Raw genomic sequence first — 14130 nt, 5'->3', positions numbered from 1 at the left:
CGCGCGCCTCCCCTGACACTCGCTGACCACGGAGAGGTGTATCGGCAGCTTGGAAAAAGCCTTGACCGGCTCCGGGGCGCTTGTGACACGGCCCCGGCGGGCGAGATGCCTCCGGGGCCGCACACGTTCAGGCTGTCGTGATGCTTAGCGCAGGAGCAGCGACTCCTCGGCGCGCAGGGTCCAGAAGGGATCGCCCAGGCGCGCCGGCTCCTCCTCCAGCTGGCCGACGAAGTCGCCCATGCCCAGCCACTTGGCGCCGGCGCTGAGCTGCGCGCCGGGCAGCAGGTCGCGGGGCTTCAGGTGGCCGGACAAGAGCAGGCTCAGCAGGCTCTCCTGGCGCGGATACTGCGAGACGGGCAGGGGCGTCGCACCCAGGGTGGCCTGCAGCGAATCCAGGCAGTCCTGCAGATCGCCCAGCTGGTCGGCCAGCCCCAGCTCCACGGCCCGCCGTCCGCTCCAGACCCGGCCGCCGGCCACGGGGGTCAGCTGCTCGGCGCTCAGCGGCCGGTGGGCCAGCACGCGGGAGCGGAACTCGGCGTAGACCTCGCCTAAGCGCAGATTCATGGCCGCCAGGGTGGAGGCCTCCACCGGGCTGCCCAGATCGCCCAGTTTGGCGGCGGGCAGCGGATGGATGCCCTGGGGGTTCAGGCCCAGCTTGCCCGCGGCGCCGGAGAGGTCGGGCACCAGCGCCACCACGCCGATGGAACCCAGCACCGAGAAGGGGCTGGCCCAGATCTGCGCGCCGGGCAGCGCCAGATAGTAGCCGCCCGAGGCCGCCACGGGGCCGGCGGAAATCCAGAGCGGCTTGACCTTGGCCAGCTTCACCAGTTCCTGATAGATCTCCTCGGAGGCCAGGGCGCTGCCGCCGGGGGATTCCACCCGCAGGACCACGGCCTTGACCGCGTCGCTCTCCTGCAGGTCGCGGATCTGCTCGATCATCGCCCGGGACTGGACCTGCACCTGGGCGCTGCGCAGCAGGCCCGGCACGATGTTGCCCTCGGCCCAGAGGACGGCCACGTGGTCCTGGGTCGTGATCTTCGGCTCGCCCTGGCTGGGCAGCTGGCGGCGCGAGCCGATCCAGTCGCTGATGGACAGCCGGCTGTGGCCCGGGAAGCGGGCCTCCACGGCGTCGTCCCAGTCCGCCCGGCTGAGCAGCGTGTCCACCAGGCCCAGACCCCGGGCTTCGCTGGGCGAGAGCCAGACGCGCTCGGGCCGGCCCAGCTCCTGGCGCAGGCGGGCGGGCTCCACGTGGCGGCGCGCGCCGATCCAGGCCAGTTCCTCGCCCAGCAGATCCTCCACCAGCAGGCCGAGATTCTCGCGCACGGCCGGGCTCATGGTTTGCTGGATGTATTCCTCGCCGTAGCTCTTGGCGTCGCCCTGGTGCAGCACGTGCATGCGCACGCCCAGCCGCTTCAGCGCTTCGCTCATGTAGAGCCGGCTGACGCTGGGACCGGGCAGGATCAGCCCGCCGGAGGCGCTGGGGCTCAAGGCCAGCGTGTCCGCCAGGCAGGCCGCCAGATAGGAGGAGCCATAGCCCAGCTCCAGGTGGGCCCAGACGGGCTTGCCCGCCTGGCGGAAGCTCTCCAGCGCACCGCCCAGCTCCTGCAGGTATTCCCGGGGCAGTTCGAGGTTGCGCTCAATCAAAATGCCGGTGATCTCCGGCCGCCCGGCGGCCTCGCGGATGGCCGCGCTCACGTGGCTCAGGGTCACGGGCGTGCCGAAATCCGCGTCGGCGGGATGGATCTGGTGTCCGGGCAGCGGCCCGCTCCAGTCCAGCACCAGCAGGCTGTTGTCCGCCAGCTGGAGCTCCTGGCCGCCCGCCATCCGCATGAGGCCCCAGACCCCGGCCACCAGCAGGCCCACGGCCAGCAACAGGCCCAGGAACACGCCCAGAAATAGTCGCTTCATGTCACGCCCCTCTCAAACCAGTTGTGGTCATTGGCGGCCGGGTGGGAACTCAACACAGGGACACAGAGGCACAGAGATTTTATAGATGAGTCAGCACCAATCGGGTCGTGTCCGATCTATCCAAAAGGATCTCTCTGTGCCGCTCCGCGGCTGTGTCTCTGTGTTGAATCTGGAGACCGCTCAGTCCTCGGATTCCAGCTCGGCCTTGACGCGCTCGTGCTCGGCCAGAGCCGCCTCCCACTGCGGATAGAGGCCCTTCACCAGCTCCCGCAGCTTGGCGTATTCCGTGGTGGCCTGCTTCATTTTTTCCGGGTGGTTCCAGATCTCCTCGCGGGCCAGGGAGGCCTCGAGCTCGCTGATCCGCGCCTCGCGCCGGGCGATCTCCGCCTCGAGCTTCTCGGCGGCCTCGGCCGATTCCCGCAACAGCCGGCCGCGGCGGATCTTCTCCTCCGTGGCGGCCTTGCGTTCCTCGCGCGAGCGGGGCTTGGCCGCGGCGGACCGGCCCGCGGCCTCGTCGACGGCCGCCCCCTGGGCGCGGGCCGTGCGCGTGGCCTGGGCGGCCTCCTCCTTCTCCAGCTCGTCGCGCCAGGCCACGAACTCGCTGTAGCTGCCCGGGCGGTCCAGCAGCCGGCCGTCGCGCAGCTCGAGCACGCGCGTCACCACCTTGTCCAGGAAGTAGCGGTCGTGGCTGACCACCAGCACGGTGCCCTCGAAGGAGGCCAGGGCCTGTTGGAGCATGTCCTTGGCCTTCAGGTCCAGGTGGTTGGTGGGCTCGTCCAGCACCAGGAAATTGCACTTGTCCAGCAGGATGCCCGCCACGGCCAGCCGGCTCTTCTCCCCGCCGGAGAGCACGTCCACCTTCTTGAAGACGGCCTCGCCCGAGAACAGGAAGGCCCCCAGCAGGCTGCGCAGCTCCGTCTGGCCCAGGCCGCGGTTGTGGCTGCTGAGTTCGTCCAGCACCGTGCGGCGGGGGTCCATCTGGTCCTCCACCTCCTGCGTGTAGACGTCCAGGCTGACCTTGTGCCCCAGCCGCAGCTGGCCCGTGGTGGGCTGCTGGAGGCCGGAGATCAGTCGGGCCAGCGTGGACTTGCCCGCGCCGTTGGGCCCCGTCAGCGCCACACGCTCGCCGCGCTTGATCAGCAGGTCCAGGTCGCGGAAGACCCAGCCCTGGCCGTAGTCCATTCCCAGCCCGTCCAGCTCCAGCACCAGATCGCCCGAGCGCTCGCAGGGCGGGAAGCGGAAGCTCAACCCGCGCTCCTCCTTCTCCACCTCGTGGATCTCGAGCTTGTCCAGCTGCTTGATCCGGCTCTGCACCTGGCGCGCCTTGGTGGACTTGTAGCGGAAGCGCTCGATGAAGTGCTGCATGTCCTCCACCTTGCCGCGCATGCGCTCGGCCTCGGCGGCCAGCCGCAGCATGTGCTCCTCCTTGAGCTGCCGGTAACGCGTGAAGTTGCCCGTGAACAGGGTCAGTTTGCCCCGGGCGATCTCGGCGATCTGGGTCACCGTGCGGTCCAGGAAGAAGCGGTCGTGGCTGATGGTCAGCACCGTGCCGTCGTAGGCCTTGAGGAAGCGCTCGAGCCACTCCAGCGCGTCGGTGTCCAGGTGGTTGGTGGGCTCGTCCAGCAGCAGCAGGTCAGGCGAGGCCACCAGCAGGCGGGCCATGGCCGCGCGCATCTGCCAGCCGCCGGAGAAGGTGTCCAGCGGGCGCTCGAGGGAGTCCGCGGGAAAGCCCAGCCCCTGCAGGATGCGCCGGGCCTCGGACTCCAGCCGGTAGCCGTCCCGGTGGTCGAACTGGTCCTGCAGGTGCCCCAGGTGGGCCAACAGGGCCGGCTGGTCCTCGTGGTCCGGCGGCAGCTCGGCCAGGGTGCCGCGGGTCTCCTCCATGTCGCGCTCCAGCTGGCGGATGTCCCCGGCCGCGGCCAGGACGATCTCCAGCAGGGGCTGGGAGGACGAGAAGCTGAAGGTTTGGGACAGGTAGCCCGTCCGGATGCGCGGGGCGCGGTGCAGGCTGCCCTCGTCGGCCTCGCGCTCGCCGGCCAGGATGCGCAGCAGCGTGGTCTTGCCCACGCCGTTGTCGCCCACCAGGCCCACGCGCTGGCCGGGCAGGATCCGCCAGGAGAGATTCTCGAACAGCACCTTGTCGGGAAAGCGCACGGCCAGCTGGTGCAGAGCGATCAAAGGGACATCCTGTTCTTGGGTTGCATCGGGCCTAGTAGAGGGCCACCACACGCAGGCAGCGCCGTTCGTCCCCGCCCGCCGGCAGGGCCAGGCTCAGGTCCGCGGTCTCGCCCACGGGCAGCCAGTCCCCGCTCCAGGGCGTGGTCGCGGCCTCCACCCGATAGGCCGTCGCCCCGGGCTGGGCCGTCCACTCCAGCAGCACGCCGCCGGACTGCAGGCGGATCGACAGCTGGGGCGGCGCCAGCGCCTGAAGTTGCCGCAGGCCCAGATCCTGCCAGTCCGCGCTGCCGGGCAGCAGGCCGAAGGCCAGCCGGCCCGGCACTCCGCCCACGCTCTCCACCTCGATCCAGAGGCTGTCCCCCGCGCTCCAGTCCGGCGCCAGCTCGCGCAGCTCCAGGGCCACCACGCCCTCGGCCAGGCCGTTCACCCAGGCGCCGCCGCCCGGACTCGTGCCGCAGCGGGCGCGCAGCCCGCCCGGGCCGGGGAAGGAGCCGTCGGGGGCCTGGGCCCGCAGGGCCAGGTGCCGCAGCAGGCCGTTCAAGTTGCCCGAGACGTGCGTCTCCAGCAGCCAGTCGTCGGGATCCACGCTGGCCGCGCTGGGCGCCGTGCCCGTCACCACCACGTGGCCCTGCAGGCGCAGGTGGTTGCGCACCCACTCGCTGCGCAGGGTGCCGGCGTTGATCCGCCAGGGCAGCCGGAGGTCGAAGGGGGCCTCGGCCTGGGTCTGCTGCACGCGCAGCTCGGTCACGGGCAGCCCGCCCACCGTGCGCGCGCGCCAGTCCGTCCGGTAGCTGGGCCGGTTCAGGCCGTAGAGGTAGCCGTTCCAGAGCCCCGTCAGGTCGTGGGGCGTGTACTGGGCCGCGTGGGCCGTGAAATCCGCCACGTGGGCCGAGCCGTAGGCGAAGGGCCCGGCCGTCCAGCCGTTCATCAGCGCGAAGAAGGCGCTGTCCCCCACCTGGCCGCGCAGCATGTGCAGCAGCCAGGCGCCCTTGCGGTAGACCGTGTTGGAGCTGAAGGTGCTGGGCGGGTCGTAGATCGGCCCGCTGGGATCGGTGACGTTGCAGCGCCCGGTCATGTGCTGGACCAGCGCCGTGTGCCCGCCCAGGTGCTCCATCCAGAGCGCCTCGCTGTAGGTGGCGAAGCCCTCGTTGAGCCAGATGTCCTCCCAGGCCGCGCAGGTCACTTTGTCCCCGAACCACTGGTGGGCCAGTTCGTGGGCCACGATGTAGTCGTAGGCGTGGTCGCCGCGCAGCAGCGTGGAGCCGTAGCTCGTGTTGCACTGGTGCTCCATGGCGCCGCCCCAGGTGAACTCGCTGTGCCCGTACTTCTCGTCCACGAAGGGATACTCGCCGAAGGTGGTGGCGTAGAAGCCGATCATCGGCACGGTCACGTTGAAGTCCACCAGCGCGTCGGCGTGGTCCTCGGGCCAGACGTAGTGGTGGACCGGCATGGGGCTGCCGTCCAGGGCCGTGTACTCATCGGTGATGAGCTGATAGTTGGTGACGCTCATGCAGACCAGATAGGTGGCGATGGGGTGACGCTCGCGCCAGTGCCAGGTCACCAAGGCGCCCGTGGTGTCGGCGGCAAGCAGCCGGCCGTTGGAGGTGGCCACCTGCCCCAGCGGGACGGTAATCCGCACGTCGGCCGAGTCCGCCTTGTCGGAGGGGTCGTCCTTGGTGGGCCACCAGGAGGGCGCGCCGTTGGGCTCGGAGAGCGTGCTGACAATGGGCACGCCCGCGTGCAGGGCCAGCTGGTAGCTGCCGAAGCCCGTGGCGGCCGGGTCGCCCGCGTAGTGGACGGTCAGGCAGGCCTCCGCGCCCAGGGCCAGCGGCGCGGGCAGCACGCAGTGCAGCACGTGACCGCCGTGGCTGAACGAGAGCGCGCCGTCCACGGCGCTCACCGCCAGGTTGTCGTGCAGGTCGAAGTCCACGTCCGCCAGGCCTTCCTGCAGGCTGCGCACGCACAGGGTGGCGACGCCCGCCAGGGTGGCCGTGCTCAGGCTGGGGGTCAACTGAAGCTCCACGCGCCCCAGATCGTAGCGCGTGTCCACGCGCTCGCCCGCGCGGGCGGCCAGCGCGCGCTGGGTGCCCTCCAGGTGCGCCTTGAGCCAAGCCTCCGCGTGTCCGTCCGTGGATTCCTGGGCCCGGGACGCGCCCGCCGGCAGCAGGAGCGCGCCGGTCAACAGAAGCAAACCGCCGGGGAGCCGCATCCCACACCTCCGTTCTTTCCTGTTCCGTGAAGCTGTTCCGCCCAGCGGAAGAATAGTAGGTTGCGCCCATGGAGCGCAGCCTGACCATTCCCTCGGATCCGGCGGCCATCGATCAGGTGGAGGCCTTCCTCAGCGAGCTGGCCCAGGAACTGGGCCTGTCGGAGGACTTCACCGGGGATCTGATCATCGCCGGGACCGAGGCGGCCAACAACGCCATTCTCCACGGCAACCAGCAGCGGCCGGAGCTGGAGGTGCGCCTGGAAGCCCGGGTCACCGTCCAGGGTGCCGTGCGGCAACTGCTGCTGGCGGTCACGGACCACGGCCTGGGTCTGCCCGTCCCTCTGCCTGATCCCACCGAACCCGAACACCTGCTGGACATTTCCGGCCGCGGCCTGCTGATCATCCGCCACCTGATGGACGACGTGCGCATCGAGACCGGCGCCCGGGGCACGCGCGTGGTGCTGGTCAAGACCCTGGTCTGAGCCCGGATCCTAGCGATCCACGTGATCCACGATTCCCACGATGCAGGCGTCCACCGGGCTGAGTTTGGCCGGCAGCGGCAGCGCCGCCTCCTTGGATCCCACGTAGTAGACGATCTGTCCGGTTGCCGACCCGCGCAGGTCCACGGCGGCCAGCCGCGCACCGTCGGGCCGCAGGTCGCCGTCCACCGGCTGGATCACCAGCAGGGTCGCCTGCTCCAGGCCGGGCGCCTTGCGCGTGGCCCAGACCTTGCCCACCACCCGCGCCAGGTTCATGGCGTGCCCGCCGCCAACGCCGCCGGGTCCAGCTCCACCTTGTCCACGATGGCCATGATCACCGTGTCCACGGGCGCGCCGTCCGTCTGTTCGGTCAGGCGCGCGCTGGAACCGGCCACCAGCAGAACCACCTCGCCCACGCCGGCGCCCACGCTGTCCACGGCCACAGTGTGGGCGTCCTTCTCGCGATAGTCGAAGTCCAGGTGGCGCACCATCAGGAACTTCAAGCCGGTTAGCTTGGGGTCCTTGCGCGTGGCCCAGACCGTGCCGACGACCCGTCCCAACTGCATGGAGCCTCCTACTGGTTGAGGACCAGGGCGAAGATCAGCGGCGCCACGATGGTGGCATCGGACTCCACGATGAAGCGCGGCGTGTCCTGGCCCAGCTTGCCCCAGGTGATCTTCTCGTTGGGCACGGCGCCGGAATAGCTGCCGTAGCTGGTGGTGGAGTCGCTGATCTGGCAGAAGTAGCCCCAGAGCGGCGTGTTCTCCTCCTCCATGTCCTGCTCCAGCATGGGCACGACGCAGATCGGGAAGTCGCCGGCGATGCCGCCACCGATCTGGAAGAAGCCCACTGGGCTCTGGTAGGCCGTCTTGCGGTACCAGTCGGCCAGGAAGGCCATGTACTCGATGCCCGTGCGCACGGTGTGCACGCGCTTCACGTCGCCCTTCATGCAGTGGGCCGTGAAGATGTTGCCCAGCGTGCTGTCCTCCCAGCCGGGCACGATGATCGGCAGGTCGCGCTCGCAGGCCGCCACCAGCCACGAGTCCTGCTCGTCGATCTGGTACTTGTCCTTGAGCACGCCGGAGCGGATCAGCCGGTACATGAATTCGTGGGGGAAATAGCTGGCGCCGGCGCGGTCCGCGGCCTGCCACTCCTCCAGCACGGCGCGCTCCAGCACACGGATGGCCTCCTCCTCCGGGATGCACGTGTCGGTGACCCGATTCAGATGGCGCTCCAGCAGGGCCTGCTCTTCGGCCGGGCTGAGCTGGCGGTAGTGCGGCACGCGGACGTAGTGCTTGTGGGCCACCAGGTTGAACAGATCCTCCTCCAGGTTGGCCCCGGTGCAGGAGATGATGTCCACCTTGCCCTGGCGGATCATCTGGGCCAGACTCAGGCCCAGCTCCGCCGTGCTCATGGCGCCGGCCAGCGAGACCAGCATCTTGCCCCCCTGCTCCAGGTGGGCGGAATAGCCGTCGGCGGCGTCGATCAGCGCGGCGGCGTTGAAGTGGCGGTAGTGGTGGCGCACGTAGGCCGAGACGGGGCCGAGGGACATGGTGCTTCTCCAGAGTTGGGTTGCATGAATGTGCCACTGCGGGCACGGGCCTGCAAGCTGCGGGCCTTGCACCTCGAATCACTTCTGGACACGAAGAACACGAAGGGAGGGAAAGGGCACGAAGGAGGAAGGATGGCGGGGAAAGCAGCGGGTCCCCGGTCGGATCCAGCCGATCCCGTTCGTTTCTACTTCCCGGTCTACGTTCCCTGCGTGGACTTCGTGTCCGTTTCGGCGCCTGGACCTCAGCGGGCATCCATCTCCGACAGGAACGAACGGCCCGGTCCGGCGGCGTCCAACCCGAACCAGTCCAGCAGCGTGGCGCCCACGTCGGTGAAACTGGCCCGCGTGCCCAGCGGGCGCCCGGCCCGCCCGGCTTGGTAGGCCAGCAGCGGGACGTACTCACGGCTGTGGTCCGTGCTCCCGCTGGTGGGGTCGTTGCCGTGATCCGCCGTGATCACCAGCAGGTCCTGTTCGCCCAGCCGCGCCAACAGGTCGGGCAGGCGCCGATCGAAGGCCTCCAGCCCGCCCCGGAAGCCCACGGGATCCAGCCGGTGGCCCCAGAGCATGTCGAAGTCCACCAGGTTGAGCAGGATCAGCTGGTCGCGGCCGGCGGCGGCTTCGTCCAGCACGCGCTCCAGCACATCCAGGCCCTGCATGTTGTTCTTGCTGGGCAGGGCGCGCTCGATCCCCACGCCTGCGAACAGGTCGCGAATCTTGCCGATGGAGACCACCTCCACGCCCGCCGCCGCCGCCCGGTCCAGGGCCGTGGGCGCTCCAGGCGGCAGGCTGAAGTCCCGGCGGTTGGACGTGCGCTGGTAGGCCCCCGCGGGTCCGGTGAAGGGTCGCGCGATCACCCGGGCCACGGCGTGCGGCCCCGTCAGCAGGTCGCGCGCGCTCCGGCAGACCTCGTACAAGCGCTCCAGGCCGAAGTGCTCCTCGTGGGCGGCCACCTGGAAGACGCTGTCCGCGCTGGTGTAGAGGATGGGCCGGCCCGTGGCCACGTGCTCGTCGCCCAGGCGCTCGATGATCTCGGTGCCCGAGGCCACGCAGTTGCCCAGCACGCCGGGCAGGTGGTTGGCCTGCAGCCAGGCGGCCACCAGCTCGGCCGGAAAGCCCCGCGGGTAGGTGGGCAGCGCCACGGGAGTCACCAGCCCCACCAGTTCCCAGTGGCCCAGGGTGGAGTCCTTGCCTTGGGACTTCTCGGCCATTCGGCCCCAGGAAGCCCGGGGCGCGGCCGCGGGGGGCACGCCAGGCAGCTCCAGCACGCTGCCCAGCCCCAGCTCCTGGAGGTGGGGCAGCGTCAGTCCGCCCTGCTGGCGGGCCAGGTTGCCCAGGGTGTTGTGGCCCGCGTCGCCGAAGGCCGCGGCGTCGGGCAGTTCGCCCACGCCCACGCCGTCCAGGACAAGCAGGATGAAGCGTTTGTTCGACATGGTCATCCTTCGCCTTTGCGCCGGGGTAGGGCGCTTGAAACACAGAGACACAGAGGCACAGTCGAGCAGGAAACTGGAGCTCTGGCTTCCTGGAATCCTGTCTCGTACTGGGGGTGTCCAGCCTTTTCATGACGATTGAACACATCTCAGGGACGCCGAGGCACGGCGCGCCATCCAAATCACATTTCGATGAACTGTGCCTCTGTGCCTCTGTGGTCATTCCCCCCGCCCCGCCCCCGGAGCGGACCCAACGAAAAAGGGCCTGTCGCCAGGCCCGGAAGAGACAATTCGCAGGACCTGGACTTAGCCCAGGATCTCCTTCTCGTTGTCCTTGGTCACGTAGACGATTTCCTTCTTGACCTTGAAGGTGCCCTTCTCGGTCCGCTCCATCGTGACTTTCAAGACCGGGCGGTCGTGGGCCGATTCTTTGGCCACGAACTTCTGTACCTTTGCCATCTCCGTGTCCTCCGCTAGTCGGTTTCACCCCGCGCACGGCGCTGCACGGACTCACGGAGTCCACACAAAGGGGCCCGCAAGAGTAGGGTTCGACGGGGAAAGATGCAAGCTCCCGCACGGATCCAGCCAGCGCCCGGCCGGACCCCGCCGTCCCCGTCTCCAACAAATCGTCTATTTCTCAATCGGATCGCTCGGTCGCCCGGCCCGCCGGCTCAGCGCAGATCCTCCGGCAACACCAGGTCCGGATCCTGCACGGGACCCAGCCGCAGTTCGGCGCTCAGCCGCAGCGGCAGGGCCGGGAATTCGACCTCCGGAGCCAGCGACTCCTCAGCCTCCGCCAGCGCCACGCTGCGCTGGATGTCCGTGGTGACGCTCAGGAAGCGCCGGGGCAGATAGGCGCCGATGTTGAGCGTCAGCGCGGGCGTCTGGGTATAGAGCAGGCGCGTGGACTCGTCCGGGGTCTGGTCGGGCTCGCTCAGCGTGTGCACCCACCAGCCCGCCACGGTCCAGTTGGGCAGGGAGAGGCTGGTGCTCCAACTCAGGCCCACCAGCGGCAGGCCCACCTGGGCCACCAGCTCGGTGTTCACCCAGTTGCCGCCCCAGTAGCGGAAGACCAGCGGCGGGCCGGGCGCGCCGGCGTTGCCCGCGGCGTCCACGATCCGCGCCAGCACCCAGACGCTGTCGCCGATCCAGGGCTGCTGGGGCAGGGTCAGGCCCGTGGAGGCCGCCTGGCCCAGATTGGAATAGTTCAGGCGCGTGAAGCGCAGTTCGCCCTCCTCCACCTGACTGATGGCGTGGGAGGCCAAGGCCAGTTCGAAGGTGTAGAAGGTGGAATCCGGGTGCTGGTTGGGCCAGGAGAGCGTGATCCCGCCCGAGCTGGTCAGGGCCGCCAGATTGGGGCCGTTGAAGGCCGCCGGCGCCGTGCCGTCCACGCCGATCCGCCAGTCGTCCACGATCCCGCAATCGTCCTCGCTGCCCGAGCAGCCCAGAATCTCGCCGTGCTGGTCGTCGCTGGCGTGGAACTCCAGCCGCTTGATGCCCGTGCCCGTCACCGCCAGCGTCACGGTGATCGTGGTGTCGCGCGAGAAACCGCTGAGACCCAGGTCCTGCCAGCCCTCCCCCGTGCCGTAGAGACCGTTGTTGTTCTGGTCCACGCGCACTTCCAGGCTGGAGAGATCCACCTGGTGGTGGACGTCGCGCACACGCACCTGGATCGAGCCGCCCCCCGGCGGCACCCAGTAGCGCGTGTGCCCGGTGGGATAGCGCGCCAGCAACAGGGGCGGGTGCAGATCGTCGGGCGCGCCGTAGACCGTGTCTGTCCAGGCCGTGCGGCGGCCCTCCTGGTCCAGCCCCCGCAGCAGGAAAGCGTGGTTGACCCGGTAGTCCAGGCCGCTGACGCGCACGGCCTTGAGCGGCGCCCAGCAGAGCAGGTCCAGATCCGTGGAGGTGAAGAGGCGAGCCTCGGGCGTGATGGTCCCCGACGGATCCGCCAGGATCTCATAGCTCTCGAAGTGGCTGGACCAGGTGGGCGTCCAGGCCAGGTCCACGGCGTCCACGTCCACGCCGGTCACCGACAGGTTGACGGGATCCGTGGGCGCCGGCGTGGGCCGGTTGGCAGCCAGGCTGTCCTCGGCCTCCGCCAGGGCCAGGAAGAGCGGCTGGAAGTAGTCCGTGCTGTGGCCGTAGTTGCCCCAGCCCACCGGCGTGCCGCTGCTGGTGCCGTACCAGAAGGAGGTGCCCGCCGTGTGCGAGATCGTGGGCAGCTCGTCCATCTCCACGTGCACCCAATCCTCGCCGGCGTGGCAGTCCGGGTAGCCCGCCGGGTGGGAATCCGCCTCCTGGCAGCTGTTGGGGAAACCCCAGAGGTCGGGCGAGATGGTCAGCCAGATCTCTTGTCCGGCAGTGCCGCCGTCCACGCGGATCTCGTTCTGGGACTGGGTGGAGATGTAGCTGAGCAGACTGACCGCGCTGTGCGTGAATCCCAGGGCGTTGGCCGCGTGGACGGGATCGCTCAGGTTGTTGAGCAGGCCGGTGGGCCCGTTGCCCGTGTCGTAGAGCGGGGAGAAGTTCAGCCGGCGGTTGCGCCCGCCGGAGAGCACGGCGCTCTTCAGGTCGCGGTGGGCCGCGTCGTCGTAGCTGTGGATCTGCAGCGTGCGCTCCAGCTGGCCCTGTTCGCGCCAGAAGTTCACGCAGCGCTCGTGGATCACGGCGAAGGGAGTCAGGCAGTTGCGCGATGGATCCGAGAGCGAGGCCGAATTGGTGTAGGCCCCCGGGCTGCCCGTGTAGGCCACTTCGCGGCCCGCGCCGTTCACCATCAACACGCCGGCCCCGTGGTCCAGGAAGAGATCCGTGGCCAGGTAAGAACTGGGATAGTCATCGTTGGGATGCGGGGCCTCCACCACCCAGCGCGGCCGGGCCGCCGCCGGGTTGAAGACGAAGAGTCCCCAGCCATGGCGAAAGGAGCCCGTCACGTCGTCCGCCGTGCCGGTGTTGTTCAGGTCCACATAACTTGTGTCCAGCTGCTCGCGCAACATGTAGAAGCTGCCGCCGGTCTCCGTGTCCTGGAAGCGCAGCAGGTCGAAATCCAGATCCGGCACCTGTTGCATGCGCGCCAGGGCGCCCTCGCCGCGGTCGCGCAGCAGGCTGTCTGCCAGGTCGGCGAAGAGCGAGAGGATGGCGTCGCCGTGGGCGTCGTCCTCCAGCACCTCGAAGGTGCCGAAGCCATTGGTCTGGGGATCCAGGGCCGTGGGCGCATAGGCGTTGTAGCCCGGCCGGGCGATGCCCTCGGAGATGTGGCTGATCCAGTTGTCGTAGGCGCAGGCCGGCTCCACGCCGCCCATGAAGTTGCGGAAGACGCCGGTTTCCACGGGCAGTTGGGCGTGACACAGGCTGGCCACGAACAGAAACAGTCCCAGACGGGGGAAATGGCGGGTCATGAATCCTCCGGGCTGCGGGGAGTGCGGGGCCACGGGCCAGGTGCGCGGGCTGCCGGGTGTAGGCCGCGGCGACCTGTTGGCGCCTTGACAAGCAAACATGCTCGCAGGGCCGGATCAAGCCGGCGGCAGAAGTGCGCCGGTTTTTTCCCAGGGCAGCCGAAAACTGCGCCGGTGGACGGGCAGGCGGCCGCGCTCCTGCAGCAGGGCCAGGTGGGCGGCCGTGCCGTAGCCCTTGTGCCGGGCGAAGCCCCAGCCCGGAAACTCGGCGTCCAGGCGCAGCAGCTCGCCGTCGCGCTCCACCTTGGCCAGGATTCCCGCCGCGGCCACGCAGGCGCTGAGCCCGTCGCCCTTCACCAGGGCCCGGCCGCGCCGTTCCGGAAAGGGAAAGTCCCGACCGTCCACCAGCAGATAGCCGGGCTCCCGGCCCAGCCCGGCCACGGCACGCGCCATGGCCAGGAAGGTGGCGCGCAGGATGCCCAGCCCGTCGATCTCCTCCACCTCTGCGCGGCCCGTGGCCCAAGCCAGGGCCTGGCGCTTGATTTCCGCCGCCAGGCGGGCACGCGTCTCCGCCTGGAGCTGCTTGCTGTCGTTCAGCCCGGGCAGGCGGCCGTCGGCGGGCAGGATGACGGCGCCGGCCACCACGGGACCGGCCAACGGGCCGCGGCCGGCCTCGTCAACGCCGCACAGGTTCAGTCCGGGGGCGTCGGACTGGAGCCGCTCGCGCAGTTCCTGGTCGTGGGCCCACAAGCGCTCGAATGGATCGGCACGCATGCCTGCTCCAAAGTCTAGCCGGCCATCCCGTCATCCCCCGGCTCGACCGGGGGATCCCAACCCTAGTCCGTCATCCAGACGGGGGCTGGGGCGCCTTGTTTTCCACCTTTCTGCTGGCGCCAGAAAGGTGGAGCCAAAGAGGCGCTTTTTCTCACTCGCCAGAGTCAGCCCGCCTCCCGGCGGGCTTCCGCTGGCGGCAGCGGCTCCTTCC

The 14130-nt window shown here is 69.6% G+C and carries 11 protein-coding genes; 1 reads left to right on the top strand and 10 read right to left on the bottom strand.

The annotated features are described in order from the left end of the window. Positions 1 to 144: 144 nt before the first annotated feature. The 3 genes from WC326_09505 to WC326_09495 form a co-directional block, all read right to left on the bottom strand. A complete protein-coding gene (locus tag WC326_09505) occupies positions 145 to 1908 on the bottom strand; it encodes a S49 family peptidase (protein ID MFA7331293.1) in 1764 nt (587 codons plus the stop codon). Between the two features lie 180 nt (positions 1909 to 2088). Then, positions 2089 to 4086 carry an ATP-binding cassette domain-containing protein gene (locus WC326_09500; protein ID MFA7331292.1) on the bottom strand — a complete coding sequence of 666 codons (1998 nt, stop codon included), beginning with the start codon at positions 4084 to 4086 and terminating at the stop codon, positions 2089 to 2091. Between the two features lie 31 nt (positions 4087 to 4117). Then, the gene (locus WC326_09495; protein MFA7331291.1) at positions 4118 to 6295 is read right to left on the bottom strand and encodes a M1 family metallopeptidase; all 2178 of its coding nucleotides are present in this window, start codon (positions 6293 to 6295) and stop codon (positions 4118 to 4120) included. Between the two features lie 68 nt (positions 6296 to 6363). On the opposite strand from WC326_09495, the gene WC326_09490 reads away from it, so the two are divergent. After that, positions 6364 to 6777, top strand: coding sequence for an ATP-binding protein (locus tag WC326_09490; GenBank protein MFA7331290.1), 414 nt, complete (start codon positions 6364 to 6366; stop codon positions 6775 to 6777). 9 nt (positions 6778 to 6786) lie between these two features. Here WC326_09490 and WC326_09485 read toward each other — a convergent pair whose 3' ends face one another. From WC326_09485 to WC326_09455, 7 genes are all read right to left on the bottom strand, one after another. Next, positions 6787 to 7050, bottom strand: a complete 264-nt coding sequence (locus WC326_09485) for a EutN/CcmL family microcompartment protein (protein ID MFA7331289.1) — start codon at positions 7048 to 7050, stop codon at positions 6787 to 6789. Then, positions 7047 to 7340, bottom strand: coding sequence for a EutN/CcmL family microcompartment protein (locus tag WC326_09480; GenBank protein ID MFA7331288.1), 294 nt, complete (start codon positions 7338 to 7340; stop codon positions 7047 to 7049). The genes WC326_09485 and WC326_09480 overlap by 4 nt, the downstream gene beginning before the upstream one ends. Positions 7341 to 7348: 8 nt before the next feature. Then, entirely contained in the window at positions 7349 to 8326 is a 978-nt protein-coding gene (locus tag WC326_09475; protein MFA7331287.1) for a deoxyhypusine synthase family protein, read from the bottom strand. A gap of 242 nt (positions 8327 to 8568) precedes the next feature. Then, a complete protein-coding gene (locus WC326_09470) occupies positions 8569 to 9756 on the bottom strand; it encodes a phosphopentomutase (GenBank protein ID MFA7331286.1) in 1188 nt (395 codons plus the stop codon). A gap of 303 nt (positions 9757 to 10059) precedes the next feature. Next, positions 10060 to 10212, bottom strand: a complete 153-nt coding sequence (locus WC326_09465) for a hypothetical protein (GenBank protein MFA7331285.1) — start codon at positions 10210 to 10212, stop codon at positions 10060 to 10062. Between the two features lie 212 nt (positions 10213 to 10424). Beyond that, positions 10425 to 13148, bottom strand: coding sequence for a hypothetical protein (locus WC326_09460; protein ID MFA7331284.1), 2724 nt, complete (start codon positions 13146 to 13148; stop codon positions 10425 to 10427). A gap of 114 nt (positions 13149 to 13262) precedes the next feature. After that, positions 13263 to 13919, bottom strand: a complete 657-nt coding sequence (locus WC326_09455) for a ribonuclease HII (GenBank protein ID MFA7331283.1) — start codon at positions 13917 to 13919, stop codon at positions 13263 to 13265. Positions 13920 to 14130: the final 211 nt, after the last annotated feature.

Source organism: Candidatus Delongbacteria bacterium, from assembly GCA_041675285.1.
Taxonomy (GTDB): domain Bacteria; phylum CAIWAD01; class CAIWAD01; order CAIWAD01; family CAIWAD01; genus CAIWAD01.
The sequence above is the reverse complement of the archived record's forward strand: the minus strand, read 5'-3'. Positions and strand labels throughout refer to the sequence as shown.